Origin of the sequence: Peteryoungia rhizophila (assembly GCF_004912145.1) — a bacterium.
Taxonomy (GTDB): Bacteria; Pseudomonadota; Alphaproteobacteria; order Rhizobiales; family Rhizobiaceae; genus Allorhizobium; species Allorhizobium rhizophilum.
Map to the genome: position 1 here is coordinate 355,286 of NZ_STGT01000005.1, position 16,615 is coordinate 371,900.

Genomic DNA, 16,615 nt, shown 5'->3' on the forward strand with positions numbered 1-16,615 from the left:
TGAGTATGGCCCTCGGCTTCATCAAAAAAGTCTTCACCTTCGGCAAGGAGAGGCCTGCTCAGACGGCGCCCGATGCCGTTGAAGACAAAACGTCGGTGGCAAAGATCGAATCCGAGGCCCCGGCAGGAAGCGTATCTGACGACCTTCTGGCAGATTTGCCGTTGGCTGACGATCCAGTCCTTCCTGAGGAAATGGACACGGCTGGGGGGCCGGCACCTGATCTCGAAGAAGACCAAGGTGAGCCTGGTGAATCTGAATCGACGATCGTAAGTGCTGTCGATCTCGACATGGTGCCGCTGGAGCTTCTGCAGGCGGAAGAGTCCGTCGACCAGGACGACATTGTCGATAATCCCGAGTCGGTCGATGCCCCGACGCCGATCTTCCATGAAAATCCGATCCAGCCCGCCGATGTATCGCAGGGTGTCATGGTTGATGCCGCTGAGCCAGCGGAAACACGCGCCCCAACCGCCCTGCCCAAGGGGTTCGCCACTGCCGAAAATTTGCCGGTCCAGCCGGTGGCTGCGGCTCCGCAGGTCAAACAAAGCTGGTTTCAGCGACTGACCGCCGGCCTCTTCCGCACCTCCTCGCAGCTGACGGGCCAGATTACCGCGCTCTTCACCAAGCGCAAGCTCGACGACGAGACGCTGGAGGAACTTGAAGACCTGTTGATCCAGGCGGACCTCGGCGTCGAAACGGCACTCCGTATCACAGACACGCTCGCCTCCGAACGCTACGGCAAGGATGTGACCGGCGAGGACGTCACCAAGATCATGGCGACCGAAATCGTCAAGGTGCTGAAGCCGGTGGCAAAACCGCTGGCCCTTGATCTCAGCCACAAGCCGCATGTCATCCTGGTCGTCGGTGTCAATGGCACCGGCAAGACGACGACGATCGGCAAGCTCGCGGCCAAGCTCGCGGGCTCTGGCCTGAAGGTCATGCTCGCCGCCGGCGACACATTCCGTGCGGCTGCCATCGAGCAGCTGAAGATCTGGGCTGACCGGACCGGCTCGACTTTCATCGGCACCAAGCTCGGCGCAGATGCAGCCGGCCTCGCCTACGAGGCCTTCGAACGGGCCAAGGCCGAGAAATCCGATGTCCTGATCATCGACACCGCCGGCCGCCTGCAGAACAAGACCGAACTGATGGCGGAACTCGAAAAGATCGTCCGCGTTCTCGGCAAGCTCGATCCTGATGCGCCGCACACCGTTCTTCAGACGCTCGACGCGACCACGGGTCAGAATGCGCTTCAGCAGGTCGAGATCTTCCGCAATATTGCGGGGGTCAACGGCCTGATCATGACCAAACTCGACGGCACGGCCCGCGGCGGCATCCTCGTTGCCATCGCCGCCAAGCACAAGCTGCCCGTCTATTTCATCGGCGTCGGCGAAGGAATCGACGACCTCGAGCCCTTCGAGGCGGAAGATTTCGCCAGCGCCATCGCCGGCATCGCGCGCTGAGCGCCGGAAACTCTAGGAAACCAGACCATGTCGGATACATCAACCGATACCCACGCCTCCAAGGCCGAGAAGCAGAACCCGGTGCTGAAGATGGCATTGGAACTCGGGCCACTCTTGATCTTCTTCTTCGGAAACCTGCGCGGCGAATGGCTGGCAAAGACCTTTCCGGCACTGACCGCGATTGGCGGCCCGCTTCTGATCGCCACCGCCCTCTTCATGGTCGCAACCGTACTTTCGCTTGTCATCTCCAAGATCGTCTTCAAGCACCTGCCGGTCATGCCCTTCGTCTCGGGTATCGTCGTCATGGTCTTCGGCGGCCTGTCGATCTGGCTGCAGGACGACACCTTCATCAAGATGAAGCCAACCATCGTCAACACGCTCTTCGGCGTCGTTCTACTCGGGGGCCTGGCCTTCGGCACCTCGCTTCTGGGTTACGTCTTCAACGCTGCCTTCCAGCTCGACGCTGAAGGCTGGCGCAAGCTGACGCTGCGCTGGGGCATCTTCTTCCTCTTCCTGGCGGTGCTCAACGAAGTTGTCTGGCGCAATTTCTCCGATGACGTCTGGGTAAATTTCAAGGTCTGGGGCACGATGCCCATCACGATCCTGTTCACGCTGGCCCAGATGCCACTGATCATGAAGCACTCGTTGGAAGACAAGGAAGTCAAATGACCGATGTAACCAATCGGACGGACGACAGCTCAACCACACGCTTCTGGCTGACTGTGACTTTGGTCATCATCCTGATCCAGGTGTTGTCGCAATATATCATGGGCCGTCTGTGGATCTGCGAATGCGGCTATGTGAAGCTCTTTGAAGCCGGCGTGAACACGCCCGGCAACTCCCAGCATCTGTTCGACTGGTACACGCCGTCGCACATCATCCATGGCTTCCTGTTCTACGGCCTCGGCTGGCTGCTCATGCGCAAGAAGCCGATCACCGCCAAGCTTGCTCTTGCAGCGCTGATCGAAGCTGTGTGGGAGATCCTGGAAAACTCACCGATTGTGATCGATCGCTATCGGACAGCCACAATGGCGGTTGGCTATACGGGCGACAGCATCCTGAATTCCGGCATGGACATGGTGGCCATGATCGCCGGCTTCTTCTTCGCCGCACGCGCGCCGATCTGGTTGACCGTGGCGATCGCAATCGCGTTCGAGGTTCTGACGGCTGTCATCATCCGCGACAATCTCACCCTGAATGTCGTGATGTTGGTCTGGCCGATCGAAGCCGTAAAGACGTGGCAGGCAGCGCTCTGACGCTCAGGAGCCCTGCAACGCTTTCTCGATAGCCGGCATCAGCTGCGTTTCGAAGCTTTCCGGATCGAACGGCCCAACCTTCTTGTACAGGATGGTGCCGTCCGGGCCGACGAGATAGCTTTCCGGGATACCATAGACACCCCAGTCGATCGCAGCCTTGCCGTTCGGATCGACCCCGATCGCCGAATAGGGATTGCCGAGTTCGCCCAGGAACCGCAGCGCATTGTCGTTGCGGTCCTTGTAGTTGATGCCGACGACATTGACCCGCGGATCCTTCGAGAGTTCGAGCAGCATGGGATGCTCCTGCCGGCAGGGCACGCACCAGGAAGCGAAGATATTGACCAGGGTGAGCTTCCCGGTGATTTCAGCCGTGGTGAGCGCTGGACGCTCCGAACCGTCGAGACCCTCGAGTTGAAGCGTGGGCGCCTTGGTGCCGAGCAATGCCGAGGGGATTTCGGACACGTCGCGACCGGATTGCAGCTGGGTCATGAAGACGGCCGCAAGCCCCGCAAACAGCAGGAGCGGCAACGCTGCGATCAAATACCGCCCGCGTCCTTTGCCGGTAGCGGCTTCGCTTTCGGTCTGCTGCGTCATGTGCCGACATCCTCACCGGAAGAGGTCGACGCCGATCGTCGGCGAATGCCTTGGGCCTCAAGCGTCCTGAGTTCGGCCTGGCGTGCGCGACCGTCGAGATACACCCAGACGGTCAAGGCAAGACAGATAGCGGCCGTCAGCGCATAGGACCCGATAACGTAGAATGCGTGGCTCATGCCGCATGCTCCCGGCCGGCCTGGCGCGCGGCCAAACGGCGCTGCGTACCGACGCGACGACGCCAGATTTCGTTGCGCATCGCCATCAGATGCAACGTGAAGAACAGCATGGTGAATGCCAGCGCCATGATCAGCAGCGGCCAGAGGAATTCCGGGTCGATGGTCGGTCCGTCGAGCCGCACCACGCTTGCCGGCTGGTGCAGTGTGTTCCACCAGTCAACCGAGAACTTGATGATCGGAATGTTGACGAATCCGACAAGGATGAGAACCGAGCTGAGCCTTGCTGCCTTCGACGGATCGTCCATGGCGCGGTTGAGCGCGATTAGCCCGAGATACATCAGAAACAGCACGAAGACGGACGTGAGACGCGCATCCCAGACCCACCAGGTGCCCCACATCGGCTTGCCCCAGAGCGAGCCGGTGACGAGCGCGATCAGCGTGAAGGCAGCGCCCAGAGGGGCTGCAGCCTTGTGGCTGACATCGGCGAGCGGATGCCGCCAGACCAGCGTCCCGATCGCCGACAGTGCCATCACGGAGTAACACATCATCGAGAGCCAGGCGGCCGGCACATGCACGTACATGATGCGCACCGTGTCGCCCTGCTGGTAATCGGTCTCAGAGGCAAAGCCGAGATAGAGCCCGACGGCAAAAAACAGCACCGTAATGCCCGCAAACCAGGGCAGGATCCCCGCGACCAGCGCGAGGAAGCGTGTCGGATTGGCGAGGTCGCCGATTTTGGTGATGGCAAGGCTGTTGTCGGTCATGCTGTGTTTTAGCCTGTCTCAATCCCGCCTGCAATTGATCCTGGTCAAGCCGAAATGCCTCAGTCTGCCGCGCTGCGCAAGGCCGCAGCCGCACCGACGGGCCCGATCACAGCAAAGAGAAGCGTGATCGCCGACAGAAACATGAAGGGCGGCAGGAACGGCGCCGGATCCTCCACGGCTGCATAGGAAGCGCTGACCCCGAAAATCAGCACCGGGACAGCGAGCGGAAGCACAAGAATGGAGACAAGCAGGCCGCCGCGGGGCAAAGCAACAGCGACGGCAGCCCCGGCCGCTCCGATGAAGGTGATGGCGGGCGATCCGACCAGCAAGGTGAGCATGACGGCACCGATAGCGACTTCATCCATATTCATGAAGAGGCCGAGCAGAGGCGAGGCGATGACCAGAGGCAGCCCCGTCGCGACCCAATGGGCGAGGCACTTGACCAGCACGGTGAGAACCAGGGGTGTCTCCTGCATCAGCAAGATATCGAGAGCGCCGTCGTCACACTCCGCCTGGAAGAGACGGTCGAGACCGAGCAGTGCGGAAAGCAGTGCACCGATCCAGACGATCGCAGGGCCGATACGCGACAGAAGGTTGAGGTCCGGACCGACGCCGAAAGGAATGACGGCGACCACGGTCGTAAAGAACAAGACGCCGATCAACGCGCCGCCACCGGCCCGGACGGAGAGCTTCAGGTCTCGCAGAAACAGCGCCATCATGCGGAGTACTCCTCGTCCACGCCATCGAAACCCAGCATCTCCAGGTTTTTGGCGCCCTCCATCCCGAGAGGCTGGTGCGTGGCTGCAATTACGATGCCGCCCGCTTGCCGGTGCTGACGCACGAGTTCCTCAAACATCGTATCGGCCCGGCGGTCGAGCGCCGCCGTCGGCTCGTCGAGGATCCAGATCGGCCGGTGGGCGACCAGAAGCCGCGCCATGGCAAAGCGTCGTTGCTGGCCAGCAGAAAGATAGCCGTAGGGGAGATGGGTAATGTCAGCCAGATCAACTGCTGCGGCCGCCTCTTCGACCTCGAGGCTGCGCCCTCCTGCAGTGTCACCGAGAAACAACTTCCAGAAGACGAGGTTTTCAGCGACCGTGAGTTCGCGCTTCATCCCATTGCGATGACCGAGGTAGTGGCTGAGCTCACCCGCCGGGCGCACTTCGTCGTCGCTGTGGCAAATGCAGACGGCACGCCCTGTTTCCGGACGAAGCAGGCCCGCGAGGACGCGCAACAATGTGGATTTCCCCGAGCCATTCCGCCCAGTGAGAACCAACGCGTCTCCAGGACCCAACGTAAAGGAAACATTAACGAAAATCAGATCGTCGCCACGGCGCGCTGAGAGATTTTCGGCTTCGAGCCTGATCATGGTCGCCTTCTGGCAGGATGAGGCCTGCCTCATAAAAAAATCCGATTTCGTCCTTCGTCGGTCTGGCGCCTTTCTTAGAAATTATCTATAAGACCTGCAACCACGCCAGCGGCCGGCGTGAAGTTCATCCTTGTGCCGAACTTGGACATCGCGAGGAGCGATTTTCACGTGCGGACAGCGGAAATGGTCGTACCCGCATCCTGATGTGCATGAAGTGCATAGGCGTCCGCACGATTGTGTTGGCTATCAGAATATGCGGGGTTTCTATCCGTGGCTAAATCTCTCGACAGTTTCAATTGCCGGTCGGTCCTGACCGTCGACGGCAAGGACTATGTCTACTACAGCATCCCGAAGGCCGAAGCGAATGGCCTGACGGGTGTGTCGAAACTCCCCTACTCCATGAAGGTCCTGTTGGAGAATCTTCTCCGCAACGAGGATGGCCGCTCGGTCTCCAAGAAGGACATTCAGGCCGTCGCGACTTGGTTGACCAACAAGGGTCTGGCCGAGGCGGAGATCGCCTACCGCCCGGCCCGCGTGCTTATGCAGGACTTCACCGGCGTTCCAGCCGTGGTCGACCTTGCCGCCATGCGCGACGCCATGGTCAATCTCGGTGGTGACCCAGAGAAGATCAACCCGCTCGTTCCCGTCGACCTCGTCATCGACCACTCTGTTATCGTCGATGAATTCGGCACGCCGACGGCCTTTGCCCGCAACGTCGAGCTCGAATACGAGCGGAACGGCGAACGCTACCGCTTCCTGAAGTGGGGCCAGCAGGCATTCAAGAATTTCCGCGTCGTGCCGCCCGGCACCGGCATCTGTCACCAGGTCAATCTGGAATACCTCGGCCAGACCGTCTGGACCAAGGATGAGGACGGCGAAACAACGGCTTATCCCGACACCTGCGTCGGCACGGACAGCCACACCACGATGATCAACGGTCTCGGCGTTCTCGGCTGGGGTGTTGGTGGTATCGAAGCCGAAGCCGCCATGCTCGGCCAGCCCGTATCCATGCTGCTGCCTGAAGTCATTGGCTTCAAGCTGACCGGCAAGGTGAAGGAAGGCGTCACCGCAACAGACCTCGTTCTGACCGTCGTACAGATGCTTCGCAAGAAGGGCGTTGTTTCCAAGTTCGTCGAATTCTACGGCCCCGGCCTTGACTCGATGACGCTGGCTGACCGCGCGACCATCGGCAACATGGGTCCGGAATACGGCGCAACCTGCGGCTTCTTCCCGGTTGACGGCGAAACCATCAACTACCTCACCATGTCGGGCCGCACCAAGGAGCGTATTGCGCTTGTCGAAGCCTATTCCAAGGCTCAAGGCATGTGGCGCGACAGCGACGGTTCGGACCTCGTCTTCACCGATACGCTCGAACTAGACCTCGGCGACGTCGTTCCGTCCATGGCCGGCCCGAAGCGTCCGGAAGGCCGCTTGGCTCTCGAAACCATCGCGCCGAACTTCGCAACCGCGCTGGAAAACGACTACAAGAAGCCCGGCCAGCTCTCGAACCGTTATGCGGTTGAAGGCACGGACTTCGACCTGGGCCATGGCGATGTGGCCATTGCCGCCATCACGTCTTGCACCAACACCTCGAACCCGAGCGTGCTGATTGCGGCCGGCCTCCTCGCCCGCAACGCCGTTGCCAAGGGCCTGAAGTCCAAGCCGTGGGTCAAGACCTCGCTGGCACCGGGATCGCAGGTCGTCGGCGAATATCTGGCTAAGTCTGGACTGCAGACCTCGCTTGATGCTCTGGGCTTCAACCTCGTCGGCTTCGGCTGCACCACCTGCATCGGCAATTCCGGCCCGCTGCCGGCACCGATCTCCAAGACGATCAACGACAAGGGCCTGATCACAGCCGGCGTACTGTCGGGCAACCGTAACTTCGAAGGCCGCATCTCGCCTGACGTCCAGGCCAACTACCTGGCATCGCCGCCGCTGGTCGTCGCCTACGCACTCGCCGGCACGGTCCAGAAGGACTTGACGACCGAGCCGCTCGGTGAAGACCAGGACGGCAACCCGGTGTTCCTCAAGGACATCTGGCCGACGTCGCACGAGATCCAGGAATTCATCCTGAAATACGTCACGCGCGAACTGTACGAATCGAAGTATGCCGATGTCTTCAAGGGCGACGAGAACTGGCAGGCCGTTCAGGTCCCCGCCGGTCAGACCTATGCATGGGACGACAAGTCGACCTATGTGCAGAACCCGCCATACTTCGTTGGAATGGGCAAGACTGGTTCGGGCCTGAAGAACATCAACGGCGCCCGCGTCCTTGGTCTCTTCGGCGACAAGATCACCACCGACCACATCTCTCCGGCCGGTTCGATCAAGGCAGCGTCTCCGGCAGGTGCCTACCTGACCGACAACGGCGTCGGTGTGGCGGACTTCAACCAGTACGGCACGCGGCGCGGCAATCATGAAGTCATGATGCGCGGCACCTTCGCCAACATCCGCATTCGCAATCACATGCTCGGCCCGAACGGCAAGGAAGGTGGCTACACCATCCACTATCCGTCCAAGGAAGAGCTGTCGATCTACGATGCGGCGATGGCCTACAAGGCAGAAGGCGTTCCGCTCGTCATCTTCGCTGGCGTCGAATACGGCAACGGTTCGTCACGCGACTGGGCTGCCAAGGGCACCAACCTGCTCGGCGTCAAGGCCGTGGTCGCGCAGTCCTTCGAGCGTATTCACCGCTCGAACCTCGTTGGCATGGGCATCGTGCCCTTCACCTTCGAGGAAGGCACCACCTGGGCTTCGCTGAACCTCAAGGGCGACGAAATCGTCACGATCGAGGGTCTCGAAGGCGAGATCAAGCCGCGCGAGAAGAAGATCGCCAAGATCACCTACTCCGACGGCACCGTGAAGGACGTACCGCTGCTCTGCCGCATCGATACGCTCGATGAGGTCACCTACATGAACAATGGTGGCATCTTGCAGACCGTTCTACGCGATCTCGCGGCCTGATAGGTCCAACACAACAGATGAAAAGCCGCCGGTCGCCCGGCGGCTTTTTTCGTTGCTGCAGGAATTGGACCGTTGACCAAAATTTCACCCCATCGTGACTTTGCGCTCAAGGGCGGAGAGGGTATCAGTGCAACGTTCAGGAAAGGCATGGCATCAGCATGTTGCAGGCAAAGACGAGGACAGGGCGACGGAGGGCGTGTGCAAGGCTTGCTGCGCTATGCCTGGTACCGTTCATCGGGTTTTCAGCACCTGTAGCGAAAGCTGACGACTTTTCCACCCCGAAGGGTGTCGTCGAACTCTTCACCTCACAGGGCTGCCGCTCCTGCCCGCCGGCGGATCGTGCCTTCGAGCAGTTGGTCCGCGAGGGCAAGGTCGTCGCGCTGTCTTATCATGTCGATTACTGGAACTACCTGGGCTGGGCCGACACACTGGCGACCAAGGAAAATACGGCCAGGCAATATGCCTACGCCAAGACCTTTGGCCGCAATGGTGTCTATACGCCCCAGGCCGTGTTGAACGGACGCGATCATCTGAAGGGCACAGATGCCGCTGAGGTCAATCGCCGGCTGGAACGCATGAATTCCAGCGGCAAGGGACTCGTCGTGCCGGTCACGGCATCTCGCCACGATGACCAGTTGGCAATCTCGATTGGCCAGGGTGCCGGCAAGGCAAATGTTGTGGTGGTGTATTTCCGCCAGAACCAGACAGTCGAGGTTCTGAAGGGCGAGAACCTCGGGCAGAGCCTGAGCTATTGGCACAGCGTGACCGACGTCCAAACTGTCGGAATGTGGGATGGCAAATCGCTTGATTTGACGCTTCCCGCCAAACCCATGGGCGACGACAAGAGCGACGGCATCGCGATACTGCTGCAGGCGGCGGATGGCGCCGGCAATCCGTCGCGAATCATCGGCGCAACCGTCATGAAGACGACGCCAAAAACACTCTGATTGTCAGGATTGCTGGCTTGGTGTGGTCCGGCCCGGAAGCATTGGGGGGCTGGGGGTAAGGGGTCAATGCGCCAGACCGGACCGTTTGGCGCACCGCGCCAACCAAGTTAGTTATATTCTATCGCAAAAAACGGCGGCGGTATGTTCAAATTTGGGCACCGGCACAATAATCCGTTTCGGCGCGTGACAAGCGTCACAGCCGAGCAGGAAGCGGCGCCAGCCGCACGCAGCAGCCAGCGATACGGAACGTGAAAAACGGACGGGGTGGATCAGGCCAAAAGCGCGTCGTAAGCTCGGACAGACTTCACGGCACGCTCGCCGATGACCTTCGCGTCATCACCCGGCTTGTAGAGGCTGGAGCCAAGTCCGAACGCCCGGACACCGACATTCCAATAATCCGCGAAGTTGGCATCTGAAACGCCACCGACAGCACCGAGAGGCAGATGCGGTGGCAAAATGGCCTTGATGGCGGAGATACCGCTCGGCCCGAGCACGCTGGCCGGGAAGAACTTCAATGCCGCTGCGCCACACTTGGCTGCGAGCAGAGCCTCGGTCGGCGTGAAGACGCCGGGCATCGCGACCATGCCGTGCGACACAGCGCGACGGATCACGTCGGGTTCGACATTCGGCGTGACCAGGAGGTTGCCGCCGACATCGTTCAGGCGGTCAACCTGGGCAACCTCCAGAACCGTCCCGGCGCCGATCAGGACATTCGCCGGAGCGCGTTTCCGTGCCTTCTCGATGGAGACGAAGGGATCCGGCGAATTCAATGGCACCTCGATCGCCTCGAAGCCTGCCTCAATCAGCACATCCACCGTCGCTTCGATTTCCTCCGGCTTGATGCCGCGCAGGATAGCAACGAGATTGCGGCGAAGCGCAGGCCAGGCGACGGAGGCGGTCATGGGTTCAGTCCTTGAATTCGTGATCGAAGAGCGAAAGGGCGGATGCGAGCAGTCCACGGCGCACAAGCACCCCGCCATCCAGCAGCACAGCTTCCCCGCCGGCCTTGGAGAGGGCACGCGCATAAAGCCGCGTCAGCTTGCCCGTACCGATGAGATAGGCCTTGCCGTGGCGCAGGAGGTCATCTCTGATGGCAGCGATCTCGGCGCCGATCAGGAGGCCGGAGAGGCGCGCTGCGGGATTGGTCCTGGTGTCGGATGCGAGCAAACCCTCGGCCCGGATGGAGAAGAGGACGGACGTTAAAGCAAAGCCGGGTGCGAGAGCCTGCGCGACAGCCGCATCGAAGATCTCAGGATCCGCCTCGGCGTCACCATCCTCAGGCACGGACAAGCGCAGGATCGATTGCCGGCTAATAAGGTTGAACAGTTCGCCTGTCATCACGGTGGAAAACCGGCGAACCTGTCCGTCCTCCACCAGCGCCCATTTCGAATGAGTGCCCGGCAGGCAGAAGAGGGCGTTGTCCAGCCCCTGATCCAGAGCGCCGGCGAGTTGTGTTTCCTCGCCCCTCATCACGTCGTAGGCGCCGCCCTCGCGCTGGCAGACACCGGGCAAAATATAGACGGGACGATTGACGCCTTCCGGCTGGACGGCATGCTGGAAGAGTCCAACGAGCGGAGCAGGGGTCTCCACATAGGGCGCTTCACGCCAGCCGGTGCGAGCACCCGCCATGCCGGCGATGACCACCGGCAGATCCGGTGATGCACCAAGCGCGGTAAGATGCCCTTCGAGCACGGCGGGATAGGCAGCCCTGTCGAGGCTGCCCATACCCTCCGCAGATTGCCGTTCACCGATTACCCCGCCCTGGCTGTCAACGAGCCAGAGCCGAAGGTTGCTGGTGCCCCAGTCGACGAGCGCGGCAAACGGTGATGCAGTCACGGCATGTCCTCAGGCGAGATCGGTCGGCAGAAGCGCCGCCGGGATGTCCTGGAAGCAGACCGGCCGCAGGAAGCGACGGATCGAGAGCGTGCCGACAGACGTGGCACCAAAGTTCGTCGACGCCGGGTAGGGGCCACCGTGAACCATGGAATCAGCCACTTCGACACCCGTCGGGAAGCCGTTGGCGAGCACGCGACCAGCCTTGCGCTCCAGGATCGGCATCAGGCGCTTGCCGAGAGCTTCGTCACCGGCGTCAACATGCAGGGAAGCCGTAAGCTGACCCTGCAGGCTGCGTGCCATCGCCACCATTTCGTCTTCGCTCTCAGCGATCACGATCAGACCGAGCGGTCCAAAGACTTCCTCGCCGAGCACGTGGTTGTCGAGCCAGTCCTTCGCGGTGGTCTGGAAGAGATACGGCGTTGCATTGCGAAGATCGCAGGTCGAGGTGAGCACGGAACGCACACCTTCGGTGCCGGCAATCCGGGTCGCGCCATCGCGGTAAGCCTTGGCGATACCATCGGTCAGCATGGTCTGCGGACCAACGCCGGACAAGGCCTCGGTTGCCGTTTCGACGAACTTGTCAGCGTCTGGGCCCTTGAGCAGAACGACGATGCCCGGATTGGTGCAGAACTGGCCAGCGCCCATGGTGAGCGATCCGACCCAGCCCTTGGCGATGGCTTCGCCACGGGTGGCGATGGCCTTGGGCAGCATGAACATCGGATTGACCGAGCCGAGCTCACCGAAGAACGGGATCGGCTCCGGACGCTGGGCGCAGAGATCGAAGAGCGCGCGACCGCCGCCGAGCGACCCGGTGAAACCGACGGCCTTGAGCAGCGGATGCTGAACGAGGGCCTGGCCCACGTCGCGGCTGCCGCCGTGAACCAGCGAGAAGACGCCCGGATGAACGCCGCAACGCTTGATGGCGGCATCGATGGCGGAAGCCACGATTTCACCCGTGCCCGGATGGGCATCATGCGCCTTGACCACGACGGGGCAGCCGGCTGCCAGCGCAGCGGCTGTATCGCCACCAGCCGTGGAAAAGGCGAGCGGGAAGTTGGAGGCACCAAAGACGGCGACCGGGCCGATCGGACGCTGGACCATCTTCAGGTCAGGACGCGGCAGCGGCTTGCGATCGGGCAGTGCTTCGTCATGACGACGGTCGAGATAGTCGCCCTTGCGGATATGCGCTGCGAAGAGGCGAAGCTGGCCGACGGTGCGGCCGCGCTCGCCGATCAGGCGTGCTTCCGGCAGACCGGTTTCCTGGGAGCCGATCTCGGTGATCGCATCACCACGGGCATCGATTTCCTCGGCGATGGCGTCGAGGAAGGCGGCACGCTCTTCGCGGGTCGAATAGGCATAGGTTTCAAATGCCTCTTCAGCGGCCTTCACCGCCTGATCGACCAGGGCAGGGGTGCCCTTGGAGAAGGTGTGGGAGGAGCCCGTGGCAGGCGACGAAGTGAAAGTATCCGTGCTGGCAATCCAGTTGCCGGCAATCAGGTGTTTTCCAGTCGGTGTATAGGCCATGGGATGGGCCTCCTTTTGATGTCAGTCTTCGAAGTGAGCGACGACTTTCCGTTCCCCGCAAAGGAACGAATCCGCCACGATGCGCAGCGGCTGATAGTCGGTGTCGCTCTGGCGGGAGCGGATGAGGTGGGCGAAGCGTTCGTAGATTCCCGCATATTCGCGGTCCGGGCCGGACGCCTGTTCCTTACCCCCGATATAGAGTTCCGAGCCGCCCTTTGAAAGGCGCAGCTCACCGGCATTCGTCTGGACTGTGATATCCCACGTCTGCGGCCCTTCCTGTCGCCAGTCGAATTCGGCCGAGATTGGCGCGCCTTCGACGGTCCGCATGGCGATGGAAGCGGCGATCGGCTGCTTCTTGTTTTCGGGGAACTCCAGGGTGGATTTTTGCACCATGATGTGGCCGGGCACGATCTCCGTCAGGATGGAGAGTGCGTTGATACCCGGATCGAAAACGCCGAAGCCACCCGGTTCCCAGATCCAGGCCTGGCCGGGATGCCAACGGCGCACGTCTTCCTTCCAGACGATCGAGATCGACTGGATGACCTTGTCCGACAGCCACTGCTTGGCAGGCTCGACACCAAGGGCAAAGCGCGAATGCCAGGTCGCAAACAACGTCACGCCAGCCTTGGCAGCAAGCTCGGTCAGAGCCTCTGCCTCGCCCAACGTGGTCGCCGGAGGCTTCTCCATCAGGACATGGCGGCCCGCTGCAATTGCAGCCTTTGCCATGTCGAAGCGCACTTCAGGCGGCGTGCAGAGCGACACGACCTTGATGTCCGGACGCGCGGCCAGAAACGCATCGAAGTCGGTGAAGTTCTCGGCACCCTCGACCTTGCCGTGACGGCTGACGCCAACGGCAACGACAAAGTCTTGACCGCCTTCAATCGACGGGATGTGCTGGTCGCGTGCGATCTTGCCGATGCCGACAAGCGCGAGCGGAATACGATCTGCCATCGTCAAGGTCCTCAGTGTGCGTCCTTGCCGACCGGCGAACCGCGGCAGCCCTTCAGGAAGTCGAAGTCGGCACCGGTATCGGCACCCTCGACGTGATCATGGAAGAGCTTGGCATAGCCGCTTGCCGGCGGCTCGACCGGCGGACGCCAATCGGCGAGACGGCGCTGCATTTCCTCGTCCGAGATGTCGAGATGCACGCGACGGGCTTCGACATCGACTTCGATGAAGTCGCCATTCTTGACGATAGCGAGCGGGCCACCACGCGCCGCTTCCGGCGACGTGTGCAACAGAACAGTGCCGTAGGCGGTACCGGACATGCGCGCATCGGAGATGCGGACCATGTCGGTGATGCCCTTGCGCAGGACCTTTGGCGGCAGACCCATGTTGCCGACTTCGGCCATACCCGGATAGCCGCGCGGACCGCAGTATTTGAGGACCATGACGCAGGTTTCGTCGATATCGAGCGCCTCGTCGTTGATCTTCGCCTTGTAGTCATCGATGTCTTCGAAGACGACGGCGCGGCCGCGATGCTTCATCAGATGCGCGGAAGCGGCCGACGGCTTCAACACGCAGCCCTTCGGCGCGAGATTGCCGCGCAGAACGACGATACCGCCCTGCTGGGTCAGTGCCTTCTCGACCGGGAGGATAACATCCTCGTTCCAGTTGCGAACGTCCTTGACCTCGTCCCAGATGCTTTCGCCGGAGACGGTGATCGCATCCTTGTTGAGCTTGCCGGCTTCGCCGAGACGCTTGATGACGACGGGGAGACCGCCGGCATAGAAGAACTCTTCCATCAGGTACTTGCCCGACGGCATCAGGTTGACGATCGTCGGGATGTCGCGGCCAAGGCGGTCCCAGTCGTCGAGCGTCAGATCGATGCCGACGCGGCCAGCCATGGCCAGGATATGAACGACGGCATTGGTCGAGCCGCCGATCGCACCGTTGACGCGGATGGCGTTCTCGAAGGCTTCCTTGGTCATGATATCGGAGGGCTTCAGGTCGTCCTTGACCATCTGCACGATGCGGCGACCGGAAAGCTGAGCCATCACCTTGCGGCGGCTGTCGACAGCCGGGATAGCGGCGTTGCCAGAGAGCGCCATGCCGAGGGCTTCAACCATCGACGCCATGGTCGAGGCCGTGCCCATCGTGTTGCAGGTGCCGCTGGAGCGGGACATCGAGGCTTCGGCTTCGACGAACTCTTCCTGGGTCATCTCGCCAGCCTTTACGGCTTCGGAGAATTTCCACAGATGCGTGCCGGAACCGACGCGCTCGCCGCGGAAATAGCCGTTCAGCATCGGGCCACCGGTGACGACTATCGAGGGAATGTCGGTCGATGCAGCGCCCATGACGAGCGACGGAGTCGTCTTGTCGCAGCCGACGAGCAGCACGGCACCATCGATCGGCTGGCCGCGCATGGCTTCCTCGACCGCAAGGGCAGCCAGGTTGCGATACATCATCGCCGTCGGACGGAAGGTGTTTTCTGACGCCGAGAACACCGGAACTTCGACCGGGAAGCCACCGGCTTCCCAGACCCCGGCCTTCACCTTTTCAGCGAGCTCACGCAGGTGGCCGTTGCACGGTGTGAGGTCGGACCAGGTATTCAGGATGCCAATGACCGGGCGACCGTCGAACAGGTCGTGCGGGTGGCCCTGGTTCTTCATCCAGCCACGATGATAGATCGTGTCGCGGGATGTCCCACCATACCAGTGCTGGGATCTCAGTTGGCGCGGCCAGGCCGCCGGTTTGAACTTGCTCATGGCTTTCGTCCTGTCTCTGGGAAATGGGCGGGTCGGTTGACCGATCCGCTCAGAGCATCTTCACCTTGACGGTCTCTGCGGCAGCCTTTGCCAGGCGGTTGCGCAGTGGAAGACCGAATTGCGGGGACTCGATTTCGAAGACATCGCCTTCTTGCGTGACGAATCCATCCGCGACGGAAAGCGTAGCCGTCCCGTACATGTGGACATGCAGGTCGCCCGGCTGGCAGAACAGCGCATACTTGAAGTGGTGATACTCCAGGTTCGCGATCGTGTGGGACATGTTGGCCTCACCCGAGAGGAACGGCTTCTCCCAGACAGTCTGGCCCGCGCGGATGATGCGCGAGGTGCCTTCGACGTGGTCAGGCAGAGCGCCGACACGCAGTTCCGGGCCGAAGGACGCCGGACGCAGCTTGGAGTGGGCGAGGAAGAGGTAGTTGATCTTCTCGGTCACGTGGTCGGAGAATTCGTTGGCGACGGAGAAGCCCAAGCGATGCGCGGTGCCGTCCTCACCGATGATGTAGTAACCGGCCATTTCCGGCTCTTCGCCACCATCGAGCGCGAAGGACGGCGAGACGAGGTCGTCTCCCGGCGCCACAGCGTTGAAACCATTGCCCTTGTAGAACCATTCGGGCTGGACGCCGATTTCGCCGGGCTTCGGCTTGCCGCCTTCCATGCCCATCCGGAACATCTTCATCGAGTCGCTCATGCCGGCCGTATCGGCATGCATATTGTCGCGTGCGGAGGCTGAACCCGTGTGGGTGAGGCCCGTGCCCGTCAGGTACATGTGCGCCGGATCCGGATGGCGAACCGGGCAGTCGAGCTTGCCTTCGGCAGCAAGGGCCATCAGGTCGACCGCGTCGCCTGCACCCTGCTTTTCGATCAGGTTTGCGACGCTGGTCCCGGCGGCAATCGCCGCCTTGGCCAGATCGTAGGTGGTGGTGTAGCCCGGGACAAGGCGCGCGGCCTCGCCCTGGCGGCAAATGACGCCGCCAGTCTTCAATTGCGAGAGAAACATAAGCTTAT

16 protein-coding genes are annotated in these 16,615 nt (G+C 61.6%); 5 read left to right on the forward strand and 11 right to left on the reverse strand.

Annotation, left to right across the window (positions count from 1 at the left end):
* Window positions 1-5: 5 nt before the first annotated feature.
* Genes ftsY through E9677_RS20720 form a run of 3 tightly spaced genes read left to right on the forward strand, consistent with a single transcriptional unit; the run spans window position 6 to window position 2,713 of the window.
* The gene (gene ftsY / locus E9677_RS20710; RefSeq protein WP_136559946.1) at window positions 6-1,457 is read left to right on the forward strand and encodes a signal recognition particle-docking protein FtsY; all 1,452 of its coding nucleotides are present in this window, start codon (window positions 6-8) and stop codon (window positions 1,455-1,457) included.
* A gap of 27 nt (window positions 1,458-1,484) precedes the next feature.
* Entirely contained in the window at window positions 1,485-2,126 is a 642-nt protein-coding gene (locus tag E9677_RS20715) for a septation protein A (RefSeq protein WP_136559947.1), read from the forward strand.
* Window positions 2,123-2,713: a DUF2585 domain-containing protein gene (locus E9677_RS20720; protein WP_136559948.1), complete on the forward strand. Its 591-nt coding sequence runs from the start codon at window positions 2,123-2,125 to the stop codon at window positions 2,711-2,713. Before E9677_RS20715 ends, E9677_RS20720 begins: the two co-directional genes overlap by 4 nt.
* A 3-nt stretch (window positions 2,714-2,716) precedes the next feature.
* On the opposite strand, the gene E9677_RS20725 is transcribed toward E9677_RS20720, so the two are convergent.
* Genes E9677_RS20725 through ccmA form a run of 5 tightly spaced genes read right to left on the reverse strand, consistent with a single transcriptional unit; the run spans window position 2,717 to window position 5,610 of the window.
* Entirely contained in the window at window positions 2,717-3,307 is a 591-nt protein-coding gene (locus tag E9677_RS20725; protein WP_136559949.1) for a DsbE family thiol:disulfide interchange protein, read from the reverse strand.
* On the reverse strand, window positions 3,304-3,483 hold the full coding sequence (ccmD, locus tag E9677_RS20730) for a heme exporter protein CcmD (protein WP_136559950.1): 180 nt from the start codon (window positions 3,481-3,483) through the stop codon (window positions 3,304-3,306). The genes E9677_RS20725 and ccmD overlap by 4 nt, the downstream gene beginning before the upstream one ends.
* On the reverse strand, window positions 3,480-4,247 hold the full coding sequence (locus E9677_RS20735; RefSeq protein WP_136559951.1) for a heme ABC transporter permease: 768 nt from the start codon (window positions 4,245-4,247) through the stop codon (window positions 3,480-3,482). Before E9677_RS20735 ends, ccmD begins: the two co-directional genes overlap by 4 nt.
* Before the next feature lie 59 nt (window positions 4,248-4,306).
* Entirely contained in the window at window positions 4,307-4,966 is a 660-nt protein-coding gene (ccmB, locus tag E9677_RS20740) for a heme exporter protein CcmB (RefSeq protein WP_136559952.1), read from the reverse strand.
* On the reverse strand, window positions 4,963-5,610 hold the full coding sequence (gene ccmA / locus E9677_RS20745) for a heme ABC exporter ATP-binding protein CcmA (RefSeq protein ID WP_136560054.1): 648 nt from the start codon (window positions 5,608-5,610) through the stop codon (window positions 4,963-4,965). Before ccmA ends, ccmB begins: the two co-directional genes overlap by 4 nt.
* A 273-nt stretch (window positions 5,611-5,883) precedes the next feature.
* Here ccmA and acnA point away from each other — a divergent pair, with 273 nt between their 5' ends.
* Both acnA and E9677_RS20755 read left to right on the forward strand, forming a co-directional pair.
* Window positions 5,884-8,577: an aconitate hydratase AcnA gene (gene acnA, locus E9677_RS20750; RefSeq protein ID WP_136559953.1), complete on the forward strand. Its 2,694-nt coding sequence runs from the start codon at window positions 5,884-5,886 to the stop codon at window positions 8,575-8,577.
* Window positions 8,578-8,735: 158 nt separating this feature from the next.
* Window positions 8,736-9,524 carry a DUF1223 domain-containing protein gene (locus tag E9677_RS20755; RefSeq protein WP_136559954.1) on the forward strand — a complete coding sequence of 263 codons (789 nt, stop codon included), beginning with the start codon at window positions 8,736-8,738 and terminating at the stop codon, window positions 9,522-9,524.
* A 269-nt stretch (window positions 9,525-9,793) separates the two neighbouring features.
* Here the strand turns inward: E9677_RS20755 and E9677_RS20760 are convergent, their stop codons facing one another.
* The 6 genes from E9677_RS20760 to araD1 are packed head-to-tail and all read right to left on the reverse strand — an operon-like array spanning window position 9,794 to window position 16,607.
* Window positions 9,794-10,426: a 2-dehydro-3-deoxy-6-phosphogalactonate aldolase gene (locus tag E9677_RS20760; protein WP_136559955.1), complete on the reverse strand. Its 633-nt coding sequence runs from the start codon at window positions 10,424-10,426 to the stop codon at window positions 9,794-9,796.
* 4 nt (window positions 10,427-10,430) lie between these two features.
* Window positions 10,431-11,360 carry a 2-dehydro-3-deoxygalactonokinase gene (locus E9677_RS20765; RefSeq protein ID WP_136559956.1) on the reverse strand — a complete coding sequence of 310 codons (930 nt, stop codon included), beginning with the start codon at window positions 11,358-11,360 and terminating at the stop codon, window positions 10,431-10,433.
* Window positions 11,361-11,369: 9 nt separating this feature from the next.
* Window positions 11,370-12,884, reverse strand: a complete 1,515-nt coding sequence (locus E9677_RS20770; protein WP_136559957.1) for an aldehyde dehydrogenase (NADP(+)) — start codon at window positions 12,882-12,884, stop codon at window positions 11,370-11,372.
* A 21-nt stretch (window positions 12,885-12,905) separates the two neighbouring features.
* On the reverse strand, window positions 12,906-13,835 hold the full coding sequence (locus tag E9677_RS20775; RefSeq protein WP_136559958.1) for a Gfo/Idh/MocA family protein: 930 nt from the start codon (window positions 13,833-13,835) through the stop codon (window positions 12,906-12,908).
* A gap of 11 nt (window positions 13,836-13,846) precedes the next feature.
* Window positions 13,847-15,592: an L-arabinonate dehydratase gene (gene araD, locus E9677_RS20780; protein WP_136559959.1), complete on the reverse strand. Its 1,746-nt coding sequence runs from the start codon at window positions 15,590-15,592 to the stop codon at window positions 13,847-13,849.
* 49 nt (window positions 15,593-15,641) lie between these two features.
* Entirely contained in the window at window positions 15,642-16,607 is a 966-nt protein-coding gene (araD1, locus tag E9677_RS20785; RefSeq protein WP_136559960.1) for an AraD1 family protein, read from the reverse strand.
* Between the last annotated feature and the right edge of the window lie 8 nt (window positions 16,608-16,615).